The organism is Chryseobacterium capnotolerans (assembly GCF_021278965.1).
Taxonomy (GTDB): Bacteria; Bacteroidota; Bacteroidia; order Flavobacteriales; family Weeksellaceae; genus Chryseobacterium; species Chryseobacterium capnotolerans.
In genome coordinates this window covers 2825316-2844530 of sequence record NZ_CP065589.1, presented here as the reverse complement: position 1 = coordinate 2844530, position 19215 = coordinate 2825316, and the positions used below count along the sequence as shown (strand labels likewise).

Below are 19215 nucleotides of genomic sequence, written 5' to 3'. Positions count from 1 at the left end.
GTAAAAATTCAATAAAATATTGAATTATGTAATAAATTATTATATATTTACATAAAACAAAACAAATATGAAATTCGAAAAATTATTCGTTGCTGCGGCACTGTGTGCTGGCAGCATTATTACCGCACAGATAGGAATAGGCACTGCCAATCCTGATAAAAGTTCTACTTTAGATGTTACTGGCTCCAATAAAGGAGTACTAATCCCTAGAATTTCTGATCTTACCACAGTGGCCACTCCAGCAAATGGTCTATTAGTGTATGACCTGAAAAGGCAGGCCTTAGCCCAAAACATCGGAACACCTTCCGCACCCAATTGGGTTCCTATCAGTGGAAACATTGTTAAATTCTTCTACATGCCTTCCATCAGTATTGATACTTCTACTTTAGGGACAGGGAGAACATTGGACCTGTATCAATTGTATAAAACACAATTTTCAACCCCGAAAGTCACCAGTACCGGAGCTCCTGCGGCCATTCCGTTCTTCGTGAATGCTACTGATCTGTATTATTATGTAACAGACTTTGACGGCAGTGTTTTAAAGAATGTAAGTATTGATGCTAATGGTATCCTACGTTATGATGTAGTAGGAACGGCTACGGCGTGCTCATTCGTTAATATTGTATTTGTAATCAAATAGTTTTAAGAAACTTACAGTCATTATCGTCATCATCCTTCATTGAGGATGAGTATTATTTCGTGTACAATTAAACGCTTAAAATTATTAATGATGAAAACAAATTCAATACTACGTTATGCCCTTATGGCATTATGTTTCCTGATGTCAGGTAAAATGATATCTCAGGAAATGGTTTCTTTACCTATGGGTGGTTGTGGAAGGTTATTAGATACTAATACTTCTGCCCAATATGCTAATTTTATTACTTTTCTTCCTCCTTGTTTGAAAGTAGGAGCTGTAGCGGCTAACGCCAGTAATATGACTGATATAGATGTGAATTCATATGCTTCCCTTAAACCTGGCATCGGAGCAGGGATATGTCCTATTTATATCAGTGTGGGAACTACCGGAAGTGATTTTCCTGCTAATAAACCTGTATACATAGACTTCTCTTCTGAAGGTTTTAACTTTAATGCCAGCTTCAATGATGCTAGTTTCAGGTTTTTTAATAATGGACAGGAAGTGTATTCAACTCCGGTTGGAGGACATTTTTTCTTTGATTTTGGAGACAGTCAGAGCCGAAAGATTATTAAAGTAATGCCAACTGTTGCATGGGACGAAATAAGATTATCTTATTCAGATTTTGGAATTGGCTTTACTTTCAATGAAATGAAGGTTTATAATATCCTCTCAGAATATTATATAGATCCAATGACTTATCTGTCTCAACCTTCAGACAGAACTGTTCCTGTAGGTGGATCTACCACTATGACGGCTGTTATCAGCAATACAGATATTGATGAAACACCGGCTAATGTTACTTACCAATGGCAGGTGCTGAGTGGTGGTGTATGGACGAATTTGACAAATAACAGCAACTACAGTAATGTTACCAGCTCTACACTCAATATCAATAATATTCCTGTAGGTTTTAACAATAATCAGTATAGAGTGGTTGCTAATTCAAGTTTTTACACCTGTGCATTCCAGGCTACTTCTAATGTAGGCCGGTTATTTGTAAATGCAGTGAACAGTCCCGGAACTATTGGAACAGATCAAACGGTTTGTCTGGATATTAATCCTGATCCGGCAGCGTTTACTGTTAGTGCAGCTGCGCAGGTAACCGGAAATGCAGAATATCAATGGCAGAGTTCAACAGATAATGTAACATTTACAAATGTCACCAATGCTACTGCTGTAACATATGATGCACCGGCTGTTGCTCAGACTACTTATTACCGCCGTGGCGTAAGATCAACCCTTAATGGAAATGTTACAGCTTATCAATACAGCAATGTGGTGAAAGTTACTTTGAAGAAAAGCTGTCTTATCACATGTATCATAACCAACCGTATGATTACTGCAAAACCTAATAGTAACTAATACGATATATTATTTAATCGTAAAAAGGCCTGTTTCATATTCATTTGAAATCAGGCCTTTTTGTTTTATGATTGCCGAATTTTTTAATCTTCTTTGGTTGGAGTTGTTGGAAATAATACAAAAACCATATGTTTTTTAATAGGATTCTGTGAGTCAGTATTATACTTCTTTAATATCTTACAATTTAGAATCATTATTTTTAAGATTTGATTAATTTTGCACCATCATGGAAAATTCAAAGAAAAAAGCAGCTATAGGCTTTATATTTATTACTTTACTGATTGATATTACAGGATGGGGAATCATTATTCCTGTTGTTCCAAAATTAATAGAAGAATTGATTCATGCAGATATCAGTGAGGCCGCAAAATATGGAGGCTGGCTGGGATTTGCCTATGCATTTACACAATTTATATTCTCTCCACTGGTCGGAAATCTGAGTGATAAATATGGACGAAGACCTGTTATTCTGATCTCGCTTTTCGGATTTGCCGTAGATTATATTTTTCTTGCATTAGCACCTAGTATTTGGTGGCTGTTTCTGGGAAGAGTTATTGCGGGTATTACCGGGGCAAGTGTTACCACAGCGAGTGCTTATATTGCAGACATTTCAACAGATGAAGACCGGGCAAAAAACTTTGGATTGATTGGTGCTGCTTTTGGTCTGGGATTCATTATAGGACCGGTTCTGGGTGGTGTTTTAGGCCATTATGGAGCAAGAGTCCCTTTCTATGCAGCGGCAGGGTTATGTCTTCTTAATTTCCTTTATGGCTACTTCATTCTTCCCGAAAGTTTGGATAAAGACAAGAGACGAGAGTTTGACTGGAAGCGTGCAAATCCCGTGGGATCTTTTAAATTTTTAGGAAAACACCCGGAAATTTCAGGGCTTATTACTGCTTTGATCCTGATTTATATTGCAGGACATGCTGTACAGAGTAACTGGAGTTTCTTTACCATGTATAAATTCAACTGGACGGAAAGAATGGTAGGGATCTCATTAGGAGTTGTAGGATTGCTTGTAGGATTGGTACAGGGGCTTTTAATCAGGTGGACTACGCCAAGACTGGGAGAGCAGAAAAGTATTTATTATGGCCTGGCTATGTACGCGGTAGGATTGCTATTATTTGCTTTTGCTTCAGAAGGCTGGATGATGTTTGCCTTTTTAGTTCCATACTGTCTAGGCGGAATTTGCGGACCTGCACTACAGTCAGTGATTACGAAAAGTGTACCTTCCAATGAGCAGGGTGAACTTCAGGGAGCGTTAACCAGTTTGATGAGTGCTACTTCAATTATTGGTCCTCCAATGATGACCAATCTGTTCTATTTCTTCACGCATGATGAAGCACCGTTTAAGTTTTCAGGAGCACCGTTTTTCCTGGCATTTATTTTAATGGCTATTAGTGTGGTTATTACTTATTCTGCTTTTAATAAAAAAGAAAGATTTAACAACACTTATTTGCTTAATGTGAATGGGCTTGGCAAGTTGTGTTGACATTTAGTTTTCAACAAAAAAGATGAATGATACTGATATAAAGCGAATCTCACGACTCACTGCAATACTAATACAGTTGCAGACCAAACGTCTTTTGACCGCTACAAGCCTTGCGGATAAATTTAATGTTAGTGTCCGGACAATTTACAGGGATATCAGAACTTTGGAACAGGCAGGAGTTCCGATTTTAACTGAAGATGGAAAGGGGTATACGCTAATGGAAGGATATAGTGTTCCTCCTGTAATGTTTACCGAAGCCCAAGCCAATGCTTTGATTATGGCGGAACAATTAGTTCTCAAAAACAAAGATACTTCCTTTATTAAAGAGTATTCAGAAGCTATTGAAAAAATAAAATCAGTTTTGAGATACCGCATAAAAGAAAATGCTAATTTGCTTTCCGAGAGAACCCGATTTGACCAAAATCTCAATAGAGAACGAAATAGCAATAACTTATCTGACTTACAATTTGCGATAACAAATTTTTGCCTCACAAAAATTGAATATATCAACGAACAAAACGAGATTACAAACCGGATTACTGAGCCGTTTGCATTATTAAGTACCGAAAATTGGTTATTAATTGCCTACTGTCATCTACGGCAAGAATTTCGCTTTTTCCGTTTAGACAGAATGCAGAAAATGGAAGTGCTTACAGACAAATTTGCCCCACATAAAATGACTTTACAAGAATATTTCGATAAATATCATTAACCCATTTTATACCCTTGACATAGGGCTGTCACAACTCCATTTTAACTTTGTCTAAGTTTAAAAAATAAGACAATTTAAAAATGGAAAAACGAGTAATTGACCCTTGGAAATGGGGCGAACAAACAAATTCAGCACAAGCTGTAGAAGTGACAAATGTAACAGGAACGTTGTATTGTTCGGGGCAAGTTGCCATTAACGAAAACGGAGCACCCAGTACAGCTGATATGCGTTCACAGCTTATCCAAACTATTCAAAATCTTGAGCAATTGATAAATGAAGCAGGTTATGAATGTAAGAACATCGTAAGACTGAATGTTTACACTACGTCAACACAGGATTTTTTTACAACTTGTATGGATATTTATGTTCCTTTCATTCAAAAGTACGGTATTAAACAGGCTGCAACATTGCTTGAAGTTAAAGGACTTTTTGCAACTTTAACTGTAGAATTAGAGGCTACGGTTGTAAAGTAACAATCAATGTAAGAGAAGTGTTTTTCTGGCAAGCCTTACAGAATGAAGCAATTGATTAATAAAAAATCATTTTATAAAAACAATCTGTATGGCTTGTTTTTTCATACAATTTATCACAGAAAAAACTATTACTTGGAGTAAAGCTGAAGGCAAATATCTAATTTTCTACCTTGGTTACATTAGAATTTAGGCCGTAATAATTTTGTATATTTACTATATGCATATTGTAAAACAAAACCGTAAGTATCTTTAATACATTGTTATGTGACTTTTTTAGTATCCTTATAAAATTTAGTATTCAACAGCTTTTTTCTGAAAATCTTAAAATAAAAAACATGGATGATTTAAAATTAGGAAAATACCTTGAAAGAATTCATTATTCAGGAGATTTGAGCACCAACATGGAGACTTTAAAAAAAATCCATCAGCTGCATCCTGAATATATCCCTTTTGAAAATATAGACTCGTATACAGGAAGCGTTCCGTCATTGGATTTGGAAAATATTTTTCAGAAGCTCGTAGTTGAATTCAGAGGTGGATATTGCTACGAACAAAACCTGCTTTTGAGTGAAGTCCTGAAATACCTTGGTTTTAAAGTAGAATTGCAGCTGGGTAGAGTGTTATGGAGAAAAGATGAAAACAGCACTGCAGCTAAAACCCATTTGTTGCTGATTGTAGAATGGGAAGGGCAGCAATATCTTGTTGACTGCGGTTTTGGAACCGCTACTTTGACCAGTCCTTTGCTCCTGAATGAAGAAGAACCGCAGGAAACTCCTAACGAACAATTTAAAATATCGCGGAAGAATGGGGACTATATACTTTGGACCTGGAGAGAAAAATGGCTGCCTGTATATCGTTTTAAGCTGGAAAGTGTAGAGCCTCTTGACCTTGAGATCTGTAATTGGTACCTGTCCACTCACCCCGAATCTAATTTTAAAAGAAATCTGGTTTTTTCAAAAGTTGATGAAAATGCAAGGTATACATTCAGTAATGATACTTTGAATATCAGAAAAAGAACTGGTGGAAAAGAATCTGTTTCTATCGAAAGTGATGCTCAGCTTTTCCAAATAGTAAAGGATGTTTTTGGATTGAAAGAAAACGCAGTGGAGCTCTTAAAACAAAAAAAGATAAAATAAATTATCATTTTATTATATCATATTAATAAAGGGAAGCTGTTACCAGACTTCCCTTTATCATTTTGAAAATTTTGTATTCTATGAAACTAAGGATAGAGTGATTTTGTGCCATTCGCTACCATATTACTTCCTAATCCGGAGAAGGATACTGAGAATTTGCTGGCATTAAAGCTTAAAGATCCGGTTGGCGTACAAAGTCCTAATGCATATTGGCATTGCCCATAAGCGCCTGTTCTTTTGGTAACCTTACTTTCACTTTTTGCTTTTCCTAAGCTGATGTTAGACCAATCATTAACATCTGTATTAGATACAGATGAACCAGTATAATATATGGTGATCTGATATCCCATTTCACCTCTTTTAGATCCCCAAAGCCACTTGGCGGTCCACCATTCTTTATACCATTTAGAAACTACTTTAGCAGCGCTTGCATTAGAATTTTCTACAGTACTTCTGGTATCCATCATGATCAATCCTCCAAGAACATTATCCCAGATAATTCCTGAATCATTATAGAAACAAAGGCTGGTGAATTTTCCATTTTTATTACTCCAGATTATTTCCATAACGTTGGTGCCTGTTTTTATGTCTTCAGTCACCATTTCTCTTAATCCGGTTTGGGCAGTGCTGAGGTCATCGCCTACATATAGGTCGCCAATTCTTCCCAATTTTACGGTAGAAAGATCCATAAGGTTTCCTATAGCAATAAATTGGTCTTTATCTGCAATAAGATTTTTTGAAATTTCAATTCCTTTTTGAGTTGAAATTTGCCCAATCACCTTCACGCCGGCAATCTGTAAATCACTTTTCAGGTATTTTTCAAGGCTTTTTTGTGATTCATCTAGCTGAGCCTGTACAGGACCTGGAACAGCTTGTGAGATAGAAGTGGTTTCTTTTTGTAAATCAGTAGTAGTGATTTTGGCTTGGACTGTTTCCTGTTTAGTAATTTCGTTATTCTCATCACTACAGCTGTTGAGTGTAAGTACCGAAAATACGGCCAGAAATTTAAAGGCAGTAACTAATTTTTTCATAATGTATTTGATTTAGGTTGTGTGTAGTAAATATAGTTAAATGATATGTAATTCTCAAAGTTTTGAATTAATTATTTGTTAATTTGGGTAAATTTGTCTTTTTCTGTGATTATATTCGGAAAAGATGAACGGTGGGGAAGATGATAGATGATAGATAATAGACGGAGAGATGATAGACAAGGGAGAATAAATTGGGAATAGAATTTATTGAAAGGGACATAACCTCAAACATTAAACCTTAAACTTTAAATTCAAAACATTCAATGAATGAGTCGTTTATGCTGTAAACCTTGAGTAATAAACCTTGAACATTAAACTGCTTCTGAGTCAAAATCTTAAAATTTGTTTAAATTTTTAGTTTACAGTAAATAAATGTATAATCTTTCGTAATTTTACAGCATGGAATTAAGCATTGGAGAAATGGCATTGATTGCAGTGGCAATCGTTGTATTATTCGGACCGGATAAACTGCCTCAGATTGCACGTGACTTGGGTGCAGGTGTTAGAAAAATGCGTGGTGCAGTGGAAGATATTAAAACGGAAATCATGAAAGAGACGGATAACCCTGTTTCTGAGATTAAGCGTGAAATTGAGAAAGTAAAAGATGCTGCCAAAGATTTTAATCCGATGAAAGATATTGAAAAAGATATTCTTACAGAACCTGCTTCTACCACTCAAGAACCTCCAAAACCAAAGCCTGCCGATGACGAAACCTACGAAGGGCCTGTAAGCAGATAATGTATGGAGGAAATTATTCAGGAAGATAAGCAGGTATTTCTATATCTTAATAATCTGGGCGATCCTGCCTTTGATCAGTTTTGGATGCTGATATCCAGTACCTGGATCTGGGTACCGCTTTATATTATATTCCTTTATTTTTTATACAAAAATTATAAACTAAAATCTTTAGTTTTTATTCTTATATTTTTAGCGCTTGGAGCAACGGTTTCAGATCAGTTGGCAAGCGTATTCAAATATGGGGTGGCAAGGTTAAGGCCCTGCCATGATCCCAGTTTAGAGCATTATATGAGAATTGTGAAATGTGGCGGACAGTTTGGATTTTATTCTGCACATGCGTCCAATACATTCTTTTTAGCCTCTTTTTTAAGTATTTTGCTTAAAAATAAACTTAGATGGTTTCCTTACGCTATATTTGTATGGGCTATAGTAGTTTCCTACAGCCGAATCTATTTAGGAGTGCATTTTCCAATTGATATTTTGGTGGGGGCGTTTGTTGGATCTTTATTGGGAGTGATATTTGGTGCACTCGCCAGAAAAGTGATCAACAAACAAAATATAACTTCATGAAAAAATCTTTATTACTTTTAGTATCCCTTAGTTTCTCTTTACATGCCTTTGCACAGGATAAAAAAATGGCTGAAGAATGTTTTAAAAAAGCAGATTATAAATGTGCTGAGGAACAATATTCTAAATTGGCAGAGAAGGAACAGATCCGGAAAATTCAAGCTGAATATTATAACTATCTGGGAACCGCTCAAAGAAGGTTAGGAAAGACCGAACTCGCTTTTAAATCTTATGATAAGGCTTTAAAAAATAATCCGTTGTCAGTTTCTATTTATGAAAATCTTGCTTCGTTATCCAGTCAGAAGGGAGATAAGAAGAAAGCGTTGGAGTATATTGAAAAAGGGCTTAAGGTAGATGAGAAAAGTGTCGATTTATATCTGACACGTTCTAAGATCTATGACAGTCAGGACAACAAAGAACTGGCAAAAGCAGACCTCAATCATATCCTGAGTTTTGAACCGGATAATATTTTTGCCAAAACCGGATTGGCCAATCTGAAAAAAAATCATGGTGAACTGGAAGATGCATTGAAAGATTACAATAAACTTCTTGCTGAAAAACCTGAATCATTGCTGTATAACGGAAGAGCAGATGTTTATTTGAAAATGAAAAAAAATAAGGAGGCGCTTGCTGACATTAGTAAAGCCATTTCTATCGACCCGAAATTTGCGCAATCTTATGTAACTAAGGCTATGGTCTTATTTAATACAGCAAAACCCAAAGAAGCCTGTGAAAACCTTGATAAAGCTGTTAGTTTAGGGTATGAGAAAGCTATATTAGCAGAATATTACACCAAATGTGTTAAAAAATAATATAAGATCCATCAAGGGCTTAACTAGATAGATGAGTCTTGTATCCATTATTAATCATCATAAAAAACAGCTGAATAGGGCTATATGCTTACCTTTGGCTGTTTTTCATTTATATAAAAAATATCCATGTTAAATGTCGTTTTAGTAGAACCTGAAATTCCTAATAATACAGGAAATATCGGACGCTTGTGTGTAGGGACTGAATGTAGATTGCACTTAGTTCATCCTTTTGGATTTGTAATTAATGATAAAAACCTGAAACGTTCCGGATTGGATTATTGGGTGCATCTTGATGTCACTGAATATGCCAATGTTGAAGAATGGATAAAAAGTATTCCTGATCCGTCACGTGTTTTTCTAATGAGTTCTCATGCTGAGAAATCATATCTGGAAAATGATTTTCAGGATGGTGACTGGCTGGTTTTCGGAAAGGAAAGTGTTGGGTTGAGTGAAGAAGTTTTAAATGAATTTGAGCACCATTTAACCATTCCGATGTCAAAATTAATCCGAAGCTTTAATATTGCCAACTCCGTTGCTTTTGTTGTAGGAGAAGCAAAAAGACAAATAGGATTAAAAAGGTAATCTGTTATTGACGGTAATTTTTATAAAAGTGACTTTTAATCATTATGATAAGGCTTTCCCTGAAGAATCTGATCTGCACGGTAAAGCTGTTCCACAATAAACAAACGGATCATCTGATGGGTAAAAGTCATTTTAGATAATGACATCTTTTCATTGGCTCTGCTATACATGTCTTCTGAAAAACCGTAAGCTCCTCCAATCAGGATATGTACTTTTTTGACGGAAGAATTCATCCATGTATCAATTTTCTGAGAAAATTCACGGCTGGTAAACTGTTTTCCCTTTTCGTCCAGGATAACCACAAGATCATTTTTATCAATATGATTAAGAAAAAGCTTGGCTTCCTCTTTTTAAGAAGATCAGATGAAAGGTTTTTGGCATTTTTCACATCGGGAATCTCAGTAATTTCAAAATTCCAGTGCTTGGGAAGGCGGTTAAGGTAATAATTAATCAAAGATGTAATTTCCTTATCGTCTGTTTTGCCGATACAAAGTAAACTGATTCGCATTGATAAAAATTTTCAGTCGGCAAAGATAGTGATTTTTTAACGGTTGAAATTTAAGAATAAATGCTTCAGATTGGCTGTTGGAAGATGATAATGATGTTATTCTTTTTCATTTTAATCAATTAAATTGCCCTTATACTTGTTTTTGTAATCAATGGGAGTAAGACCAGTCATTCGTTTAAATAAAGTTCTGAATGTTTTCAGGTCATTATAACCAATGCTGTAAGTAATATCGGCAATATTGGATTCTCCTGACTCCAGTGCTTTTTTGGCAGCCTCTACCTTCACCCGCTGAATATATTCTATAGGATTCAATGTAGTGGCATTTTTAAATCTGCGGATAAAATTCCGCTTGCTCATGTTGACTTGTTCCGCGATCTGCTCTACAGAAATATCAGTTTTAAATCCTTTTTCAATATAATTTTGAGCCTGATGAATTTCATGATCATCATGAAGGCGCTGTCCTGAGAAAATACTGAAAATATTCTGTGATGTACGGCCATAGTCTAGCGCATAATATTTGCTGAGCTCCACCGCGATTTCCTTAGTGGAATTCTTTTCTATAAAATAAAGCAGGGCATTTAAAGAGGAGAACCCGCCGCCGCCTGTAATGATGGCTTTGGAGTGGGTAACAACATGATCCGGTTTAAAGTCTATCAAGGGATATTTTTTCTGCAGGTCTTCCATAACACCCCAGTGCGAAGTGGCAGGCATACCGTTCAGGAGTCCACATTCTGCTAAAAAATATGCACCCGTGCATAAACTGATGATTTCAGCTTTTTGATGATACTTTTCTATGATCCATTCCAGAAGTGGATTGTTTTCAGCTAATAATACATCTGCCTGTTGTGATGATGTGATACTATAAGGAGGGATAATAATTACATCGGTTTTAAACTCATCCGATATGGTTTTTGAACATTGAAACTGTATGGGGTGATGGGTTTTCACTTCTTTTTCTCAGTTCCAATAAATTCTATCCGAAAAAGAGCAGACCTATGATTTCTAAGCGCAGTATCATTGGCGCTTGTAAGCAATGCAATGGTGTTGGAGACTGCTGTACACATTACATTTTCATATAATACAATGGAAATGTGTTTCATATCAGTTTATTAGTGTTTTAAAATTACATAAATTTTGGCACAAAATACACTGTTGAATGTCATTTTTGCGTAGTGAAGGTCTTTCTGAACTGTAATAATTTTACAAAAAAATTCATTATGAAAACAATATTTGATCACCCAACAAGAGAAGAACTTATCAACAGGATTGATTCACTTTCTCAAAAGAATACCGCACAATGGGGAAAAATGAACCTCTATCAAATGGTAAAACATTGTACAGCATGGAATGACTGGATCCTTGGAAACGGAAATTATGTATATAAACAGGGTTTTTTAGGAAAAATTTTTGGAAGAATGGTTTTGAGAAAAACGGTTAAAAATGATAAACCCTTAGGGAAAAATGCTCCGGCAGGTATTTTTACAATAAAAGAACAGGAAGGGAATGTTGAATATCTGAAAAATGTTTGGTTGAATCAGATTGCGGCCTATGAGAATTATTCTAACCCTGGTTTTGTTCATGATTTCTTTGGAAGGATGACCAAAGGTGAAATTGGTATTTTTGTGTATAAACATATGGATCATCATTTGAGACAATTTGATGTATAACGGCTGGGAAAAAATTTTAATTAATTTATTACTTAGCTGTTAATGGGGAAATGCCCATATCTATAAAAGGGAAATGATTAGAATTTTGAGGGTAAATGTTTATAAGTCTCAATTCTATATAATTTACAGTGAGAAGCAGGAGAGGGAAAATGTTTATATTTGTATGAGAGACAGTGAAAATATCTAAAAAGCTCATCATTGGGGAAACTGGATATTTGATCTTTTGACTAATCACAAAATTGCTGCAATAGATGAGTGTACAAGTTCCCAGATTTATCCTGAAGGTTCAGGAGTTTTTTGATAACATCCATATTCCTGTTTTGGGAATATCGCTTTGGCAGATGTTTCAGATCTATATCTCCGGGATTTTCAAAGGTAAAATTGGACGAAAAGCAGCTGCTATTTCATGGAGCTTTACTATGAGTTTGTTTCCTTTTATTCTGTTCTTACTTTCGGTATTGCCTTATATGCCGCATTATGACAAGCTGCAGTTCTATATTTTTGATGTACTGATGCATAATGTTTTCCCATCCAATATGGAAGGTGACGTGAGAGGGTATATAGAGACCAATATTATCCCGAATATGAAAGGGATCAGTAATCTGACCATTGTACTGGCACTCATTTTTGCAACCAATGGTACTTTCTCGCTGATTAACGGGTTTAATGAAAATACAGAAGAAAAACTCAGTGATGTAAAGGAATTCATCCTTTCATTCTTTATAACCATAGGTTTTATAACGATGGTGTTTTTAACGCTTTTCGGAGTGTATTATGTAGAGGTAGTAATGAAGCTTTTTACTCCTGCTTATGACGTATCCTGGCTGGTGGATAACCTTTCCAGTATCATTGGTTTTGTTTCTTTTCCCTTGTTCTATTTTATCCTTTTAACCTTATTTTATTGGTTGGGAACTGTGAAAATTACAAGATTCAGACAGGCAATTCCGGGTGCGATCCTTACCACAATCTTATTTCTGGCCACTACCTATATTTTCGCTATTTATGTAAAAGATATTGCCCGCTATAACGTTCTTTATGGCTCCATTGGAAGTATGATCCTGCTGATGGTGTGGGTGAATGTAAATGTATATCTTTTACTCTTTGGAAACGAACTGAATATGGCAATCAGAAAACTCAGAATAGAGAAACTGTTGTCAGATGAAATTCAAAAAGAAACCATTCATTATCATACTCATGTTACAGAGCCTGATCTTGAGAGTGATGAACAACACCGGAGAAATCTGGAAAACCAGAAAAAGAATTAATCTTCTTCCGGTTCCATATTTCCTTTAGAACTTATACTTAAAATTATAAATCCTAGAATGGCCGCAACAAAAGAAGCGATCAGGATGGCAAACTTAGCTTCATCCTGTATCACGATCTCTCCTTTAAATGATAAGAGAGCAATAAAAATGGACATTGTAAATCCGATTCCGGCCAATAAACCTACCCCGATCATTTGAGTCCAGTTGCTGTTTTGTGGCAGAGAGCTGAGTTTTAATTTAATGGCTAGCAAAGAGAATAAGTTAATTCCGATGAGCTTACCAAGAATCAATCCGCAGATAATTCCCAATCCTAGCGTGCTTGTAACCCCTGCTACCATTTCACTTGAAAAAGTAATATTGGTATTTGTTAAAGCAAAAACAGGCATGATTAAAAAGCTTACAGGAACGTGGAGCTGGTGTTCCAATTTTTCTAATGGTGAAATTTCTACATTGGAAGCGTTGGTAGGAATTGAAAATGCCAATAAAACTCCGGCTATGGTGGCGTGAATTCCGGAATGATGCAGGAAGTACCATAAAAATAATCCCGGAATGATATAAAATATTGTTTTGGTAACTTTTAAAAAATTTAAAATAAACAACAGAGCAGTTACTCCAAAAGAGAGTAGAAGATAGCTCCAGTGGATCTGTTCAGTATAAAAAATTGCAATGACAAGGATGGCCCCAAGATCATCTACAATGGCTAATGCAGCCAGAAATATCTTAATAGAATTAGGGATTTTCTTGCCCAGCATCGAAATAATAGCCAAAGAAAAAGCAATATCAGTAGCCATCGGAATTCCCCAGCCATTGCTGTATTCTGTTCCGGAATTGAAAATACTGTAAATAACGGCAGGTACAAGCATGCCGCCCACTGCTGCAAAAATAGGTAATGAAGCATTCTTGAAAGAAGAAAGCTCACCCTCTACAAGCTCTCGTTTAATTTCCAGACCTACCAAAAGAAAGAATACAGCCATCAAACCATCATTGATCCAGATACTGACAGGGTATTCCAGCCCAAACAGGTGAGTTCCTGCTTCTTTGTCTAAAAAGCTCTGAAAGCTTCCCGCAAGAGAAGAGTTAGCAATAAGTAATGAAATAAGCACACAGAAAATAAGAATGATTCCTGAGGCTTGACTGTTGTTGAAAAATTTTTTAAAATAAAGTGATAAATTCATGTTTATGATTATAGTCGTCTCACTCTGGAGACTCCATTAATATTCTTGAGCTTCTTGAAGGTTTCCTCCAATTGCCCCTTATTCTTGACTTCAAGATTGATGTTTCCTGTAAATACGCCATTGTTGGATTCAATAGACATACTTTTCATATCCATTCCCATACTTCCACTGATGACCGTCGTAATATCATTGATCATTCCCATTCTGTCTAGACCTTCGATCTCAATTTTTACTCGGTTTTTAAAGCTTTCCTCATTTACCCATTTGGCAGGAATAACACGATAATCATACTGGGCTCTAAGGTTGATCGCATTCGGACAGTTGTCACTGTGTACTTTGATTCCATCGGAAATAGTAATAAATCCAAAGATTTTGTCTCCAGGAATTACCGTACAGCATTTTGCATAAGTATAATTCAGTCTTTCTTCATCTTTTCCAAAGACAATCATATCAAGGTTTTGCTCTTTAGGCTCCTCATAATGAGTGTTTTTGGATGGTGATTTTCTGAATCTGGAAAGGAGATTGTTGAATACATTCTTACTTTCAATATATTTCCTTAAGCTGCTTGCATCCAATTCATTGGTTTGGAATTTAAGGAAAAGTTCCTGTGATGATTTTAAGTTAAAGAACTTTTGTAATTTATTGATCTCTTCATCATTGAAATTGATCTTTGCATGACGAAGTTTTCTTTGTAAAATTTCTTTTCCATCTTCCACCAGCTGATTTTTCTGGGAATTCAGGTAACTTTTAATCTTTGATTTAGCTTTTGAAGTGACTACAAATTCCAGCCAATCAGATTTAGGTTTCTGATTCTGAGAAGACAGAATATCTACCTGATCACCATTTTGAAGAACATAAGAAATCGGAACCAGTTTTCCATTGATTTTAGCTCCCAGACATTTCATTCCCAGATCTGAGTGAACCGAAAAGGCAAAATCCAGGGCAGTAGCATTAGTTGGTAGGATTTTAATTTCTCCTTTTGGTGTAAATACAAATACCTCTTTTGAATAAAGGTTCAGTTTGATATTATCTAAAAGTTCAGAAGTAGAGAGGTTTTGCTGCTGTTCAAGCACTTCGCGAATCTCCGTAACCCATTTTTCAAAATTACGGTCATCAGAACTTTGCTTATAGCCTTCTTTGTATTTATAATGCGCTGCAACTCCTTTTTCGGCAATTTCATCCATTCGTTCTGAACGGATCTGAACTTCAATCCATTTTTTATCAGGACCAAGAACAGTTAAGTGTAAACTTTCATATCCTGTAGAGCGGGGTTGGGTAATCCAGTCACGCATTCTCGAAGGATTACTGTGATAAACATCTGTAACGATAGAATAAATCTTCCAGGCTAAGAATTTTTCATTTTTAGCATCCGATTTATAGATAATTCTGATCGCATAGTTATCAAAAACCTCTTCAAAGGAAACTCCCTGCTTCAGCATTTTCCTGTAAATGGAAGAAATTGCTTTTGCACGGCCTTTGATGGTAAAATTTAATCCTTCTTCTTTCAATCGCTCTGAAACTTCGGTTTTAAATTCCTCAATATAGCGCTCACGGCTTTCCTTTGCCAGCTCTAATTTCTCCGTGATTTCATTATAAACCTCAGGATTATTGTATTTTAAAGAAAGATCTTCCAGCTCAGATTTTATATTATACAAACCAAGACGGTGGGCCATCGGCGCATAGATATACACCGTTTCTGATGCGATTTTTTTCTGTTTGTCCGGAGCCATGCTTTCCAGGGTTCGCATATTGTGAAGACGGTCCGCAATTTTGATCAGGATAACCCTGAAATCTTCAGACAGAGTCAACAGTAATTTTCTGTAGTTTTCTGATTGTACGGAGATATTCTGATGGTTCATGATGGATATTTTAGTCAATCCATTCACAATACTGGCAATTTTCTCCCCAAAGATTTTTTTCAAATCTTCGTAAGTATAATCCGAATCTTCAATCACATCATGCAGCAATGCACAAGCAATGGAAGTTGCTCCCAAACCGATTTCTGTCGCTACAATTTTGGCTACAGCGATAGGGTGGTAGATGTAAGGCTCTCCGGATTTTCTCCTTTGATCCTTATGAGCATCCAATGCAATATCGAATGCTTTCCGGATGAGCTTGTTGTTTTCCTCATCCAGCGTTCTGTATGTGTTAGAAATCAGATCCTTATATCTTGCAAGGATCTCTTTATTCTCTTGTTCTAAATCGTAACTCATTTGTGCAGATGCCTATATTTAGACGAAAATACGAAAATTTTTACTTTTTTCAAACATAAAAAATCCGTAGTACGCACTACGGATTTCCGGTTATTAGGTTTTATGCCGATTAAGATTTTACTTCTGAATTGATACCCTCGGTTGAGGTTTTAATTCTGATGTCCGGGCTGTTATGAATTTCTGCCCTGTTTCTGGCATCAATGTACTTTTTAATAGTATCATAATTGGCCTGATCGATGCTCATATTTTCGAATATATAAGTTTTTATGACTGCATTTTGAGTGAAAATGCTCCGGACATTCTCCGTCTGGATACTATCCTTTACCGCCACACTTGCCAGATATTGGGTGTTGCTTGTATCGTTGCTAAGGTATATGATGTAATCAGAATTAGGAATTCCTGAATTTTCCAGATCACTCTCAAGCTTCTTGTAATCGCTATGGTGCTCAAATAGCCCAGCTAATATATTTGACATAATTAATGGGTTTTAAAAGTTTGTACTTAAAGGTAATAATAATTTTTCATTTTTTTTAATATAAAGTCAATAAAATTCACATAATAATGTTTTATCTATATAGTAGTGTTAAAATATTTGAGAATATCTATTGAACAAGTGTTTGATTTTTAAAAAATATATAAATTTTAAGTGGTTCATCCGAAATGATAAGAATTTCAGCAATTACTCTGGTGTGGCACTTTATGAGTTTTTTCCTATTATTTAACTCTAATTTTCTTATGGAGATTAATTTATTTCTCACGTAGATTTAGCAGATGACACAGATTAAATATATAATGAATTATATTCCGAACTCTGTAATGTGCAATATGTGACAAATAAAAAAACTGCTTCTTCCAAAGAAAAAGAGACCACTTCATATAGAAATGATCTCTTTATTGTACTATTTGAAATTCAATTAAATTCTTTCGTTTTTAATTTCTTCTACAATTTCCGGATTCAATAGGGTACTGATGTCTCCGAAGTTGCTGAAATCTCCCTCTGCAATTTTTCTAAGGATTCTACGCATGATTTTACCGGAACGTGTCTTTGGAAGACCAGAAACAAACTGTATCTTGTCCAGTTTAGCGATAGGTCCGATCTGATCGGAAATCAACTGATTGATTTCTTTCTTAAGGTTTTCCTTATCACGGCCCTCTCCGGATTCTTTAAGCATCACATAACCGTATAATGCATTTCCTTTGATGTCATGCGGGTAACCTACAATAGCAGATTCGGCAACGGCAGGATGTTGGTTGATGCTGTCTTCAATAGGTGCGGTTCCCAGATTATGTCCGGAAACAATGATCACATCATCCACGCGGCCTGTGATTCTGTAATAACCTACTTCGTCTCTCAAAGCGCCGTCTCCTGTAAAATATTTTCCAGGGAAAGCTGTGAAATAGGTTTCTTTATATCTTTGATGGTCACCCCAGATGGTTCTTGCGATTCCCGGCCATGGAAAACGGATGCATAGGTTTCCGGTTACCTGATTCCCTGTAATTTCATTGCGTTTATCATCCATCAAAACGGGTTGAATTCCCGGTAGAGGAAGAGTAGCATAGGTAGGCTTGGTAGGAGTCACAAAAGGAAGCGGTGAAATCATGATTCCTCCGGTTTCTGTCTGCCACCAGGTGTCAACAATCGGACATTTTTTCTTTCCTACATGATCATTAAACCAATGCCATGCTTCATCATTAATAGGTTCTCCTACAGATCCGATGACTTTTAATGAACTCAAATCATGCTTATCCACCCATTCTGTACTTTCTTTAGCTAGAGAACGAATAGCAGTAGGAGCGGTATAGAATTGGGTGATCTTATGTTTTTCAATGACTTCCCAAAAACGATCCGGCTCAGGATAAGTGGGAACTCCTTCGAAAATGACTGTAGTGGCTCCATTCAATAATGGTCCGTAAAGAATATAAGAGTGACCGGTGATCCAGCCGATATCTGCGGTACACCAATAAATATCGTTTTCTTTATAATTAAACACGTTTTTAAAAGTATAGGCAGTATACACCATATATCCGGCGGAGGTGTGAAGCATTCCCTTTGGTTTTCCTGTAGAACCCGAAGTGTAAAGAATGAAAAGTGGATCCTCAGAATCCATAATAACTGTTACAAAGTCAGGAGAAGCCTTTTCATATAAGTCTGCCAGCCAAAAATCTCTTCCTTCTTTCATTTTGATCTCATTGTGAGTTCTCTTTACGACAAGGACTTTTTCAACAGTTGGTGTTTTTTCTAAAGCTTCATCCACAATACTTTTCAGGTCCAGAACTTTATTTCCTCTGTAGCTTCCATCTGAAGTGATGACCATCTTAGCTTCACAATCATTCACTCTTGAAGATACGGCGGAGGCAGAGAATCCTGCAAAAATAACAGAATGTACGGCTCCCAGCTTAGCGCAAGCCAGCATGGTAACAGCTAATTCCGGAATCATTGGAAGGTAAATACATACTCTGTCACCTTTTTCAATACCCATTTCTTTTAAAATATTGGCAGTCTTATTGACACGAGTGTACAATTCGTTGTAGGAAATATGCTGAGCTTCCTCTTTGGGATCATTCGGTTCCCAGATGATTGCTGTTTTGTCTCCTCTTATGGCAAGATGTCTGTCCAGACAGTTTTTAGTAATATTAAGTTTGGCATTTTTGAACCATTCGATTTTAGCTTCATTCATATCGTACTTAACCACCTTGCTCCATCTCTGATACCACACAAAGTTCTGATCAGCTACCTTGTCCCAGAATTTCTTTGGGTTTTTGATAGATTTTTTATAATCTTCAAAGTATTGTGGTAAATCTTCTATTAAGTAATTTCTCATATCCCTTTCGTTTTTTGAAA

Annotated in this window: 19 protein-coding genes and 1 pseudogene; 12 read left to right on the top strand and 8 right to left on the bottom strand. The window is 36.1% G+C overall.

What is annotated here, in order from left to right; translation table 11 throughout:
- Positions 1-67 precede the first annotated feature (67 nt).
- The 6 genes from H5J24_RS13625 (at position 68) to H5J24_RS13600 (ending at position 5815) form a co-directional block, all read left to right on the top strand.
- On the top strand, positions 68-640 hold the full coding sequence (locus H5J24_RS13625; protein ID WP_068942724.1) for a hypothetical protein: 573 nt from the start codon (positions 68-70) through the stop codon (positions 638-640).
- A 90-nt stretch (positions 641-730) separates the two neighbouring features.
- The gene (locus tag H5J24_RS13620; protein WP_141395661.1) at positions 731-2002 is read left to right on the top strand and encodes a hypothetical protein; all 1272 of its coding nucleotides are present in this window, start codon (positions 731-733) and stop codon (positions 2000-2002) included.
- 226 nt (positions 2003-2228) lie between these two features.
- On the top strand, positions 2229-3494 hold the full coding sequence (locus H5J24_RS13615; RefSeq protein ID WP_232815588.1) for a TCR/Tet family MFS transporter: 1266 nt from the start codon (positions 2229-2231) through the stop codon (positions 3492-3494).
- A 22-nt stretch (positions 3495-3516) separates the two neighbouring features.
- Positions 3517-4206: a helix-turn-helix transcriptional regulator gene (locus H5J24_RS13610; protein ID WP_068942727.1), complete on the top strand. Its 690-nt coding sequence runs from the start codon at positions 3517-3519 to the stop codon at positions 4204-4206.
- 80 nt (positions 4207-4286) lie between these two features.
- Entirely contained in the window at positions 4287-4679 is a 393-nt protein-coding gene (locus tag H5J24_RS13605; RefSeq protein WP_068942728.1) for a RidA family protein, read from the top strand.
- Between the two features lie 335 nt (positions 4680-5014).
- Positions 5015-5815 carry an arylamine N-acetyltransferase family protein gene (locus H5J24_RS13600; protein WP_068942729.1) on the top strand — a complete coding sequence of 267 codons (801 nt, stop codon included), beginning with the start codon at positions 5015-5017 and terminating at the stop codon, positions 5813-5815.
- 86 nt (positions 5816-5901) lie between these two features.
- Here the strand turns inward: H5J24_RS13600 and H5J24_RS13595 are convergent, their stop codons facing one another.
- Positions 5902-6846, bottom strand: coding sequence for a hypothetical protein (locus tag H5J24_RS13595; RefSeq protein WP_068942730.1), 945 nt, complete (start codon positions 6844-6846; stop codon positions 5902-5904).
- Positions 6847-7245: 399 nt separating this feature from the next.
- Here H5J24_RS13595 and H5J24_RS13590 point away from each other — a divergent pair, with 399 nt between their 5' ends.
- The 4 genes from H5J24_RS13590 to H5J24_RS13575 all read left to right on the top strand — a co-directional run bounded on the left by H5J24_RS13590 (position 7246) and on the right by H5J24_RS13575 (position 9545).
- Positions 7246-7584, top strand: a complete 339-nt coding sequence (locus tag H5J24_RS13590) for a Sec-independent protein translocase subunit TatA/TatB (protein WP_066698189.1) — start codon at positions 7246-7248, stop codon at positions 7582-7584.
- 3 nt (positions 7585-7587) lie between these two features.
- Positions 7588-8154, top strand: coding sequence for a phosphatase PAP2 family protein (locus tag H5J24_RS13585; RefSeq protein ID WP_068942731.1), 567 nt, complete (start codon positions 7588-7590; stop codon positions 8152-8154).
- Complete coding sequence (locus H5J24_RS13580) at positions 8151-8963, top strand: tetratricopeptide repeat protein (protein WP_068942732.1); 813 nt, start codon at positions 8151-8153, stop codon at positions 8961-8963. The genes H5J24_RS13585 and H5J24_RS13580 overlap by 4 nt, the downstream gene beginning before the upstream one ends.
- A gap of 126 nt (positions 8964-9089) precedes the next feature.
- Positions 9090-9545 (top strand): tRNA (cytidine(34)-2'-O)-methyltransferase, encoded by a 456-nt coding sequence (locus tag H5J24_RS13575; protein ID WP_068942733.1) that lies wholly within the window; start codon positions 9090-9092, stop codon positions 9543-9545.
- Positions 9546-9580: 35 nt separating this feature from the next.
- Here the strand turns inward: H5J24_RS13575 and H5J24_RS13570 are convergent.
- From H5J24_RS13570 to H5J24_RS13560, 3 genes and pseudogenes are all read right to left on the bottom strand, one after another.
- Positions 9581-10053: pseudogene (locus tag H5J24_RS13570) on the bottom strand (23S rRNA (pseudouridine(1915)-N(3))-methyltransferase RlmH).
- A gap of 111 nt (positions 10054-10164) precedes the next feature.
- Entirely contained in the window at positions 10165-11001 is an 837-nt protein-coding gene (locus H5J24_RS13565) for a GlxA family transcriptional regulator (protein ID WP_232815587.1), read from the bottom strand.
- The gene (locus H5J24_RS13560) at positions 10998-11153 is read right to left on the bottom strand and encodes a hypothetical protein (RefSeq protein ID WP_232815586.1); all 156 of its coding nucleotides are present in this window, start codon (positions 11151-11153) and stop codon (positions 10998-11000) included. Before H5J24_RS13560 ends, H5J24_RS13565 begins: the two co-directional genes overlap by 4 nt.
- 117 nt (positions 11154-11270) lie before the next feature.
- Here H5J24_RS13560 and H5J24_RS13555 point away from each other — a divergent pair, with 117 nt between their 5' ends.
- Both H5J24_RS13555 and H5J24_RS13550 read left to right on the top strand, forming a co-directional pair.
- The gene (locus H5J24_RS13555; RefSeq protein ID WP_068942736.1) at positions 11271-11720 is read left to right on the top strand and encodes a DUF1569 domain-containing protein; all 450 of its coding nucleotides are present in this window, start codon (positions 11271-11273) and stop codon (positions 11718-11720) included.
- Positions 11721-11971: 251 nt separating this feature from the next.
- Positions 11972-12985 (top strand): YihY/virulence factor BrkB family protein, encoded by a 1014-nt coding sequence (locus tag H5J24_RS13550; protein WP_068942737.1) that lies wholly within the window; start codon positions 11972-11974, stop codon positions 12983-12985.
- Here the strand turns inward: H5J24_RS13550 and nhaA are convergent.
- From nhaA to acs, 4 genes are all read right to left on the bottom strand, one after another.
- Positions 12982-14160, bottom strand: a complete 1179-nt coding sequence (gene nhaA / locus H5J24_RS13545; protein WP_068942738.1) for a Na+/H+ antiporter NhaA — start codon at positions 14158-14160, stop codon at positions 12982-12984. The genes H5J24_RS13550 and nhaA overlap by 4 nt on opposite strands.
- Positions 14161-14168: 8 nt before the next feature.
- Positions 14169-16373, bottom strand: coding sequence for a RelA/SpoT family protein (locus H5J24_RS13540; RefSeq protein ID WP_068942739.1), 2205 nt, complete (start codon positions 16371-16373; stop codon positions 14169-14171).
- Between the two features lie 109 nt (positions 16374-16482).
- The gene (locus tag H5J24_RS13535; protein WP_068942740.1) at positions 16483-16848 is read right to left on the bottom strand and encodes a hypothetical protein; all 366 of its coding nucleotides are present in this window, start codon (positions 16846-16848) and stop codon (positions 16483-16485) included.
- Positions 16849-17287: 439 nt separating this feature from the next.
- The gene (gene acs, locus H5J24_RS13530; RefSeq protein WP_068942741.1) at positions 17288-19195 is read right to left on the bottom strand and encodes an acetate--CoA ligase; all 1908 of its coding nucleotides are present in this window, start codon (positions 19193-19195) and stop codon (positions 17288-17290) included.
- Positions 19196-19215 lie beyond the last annotated feature (20 nt).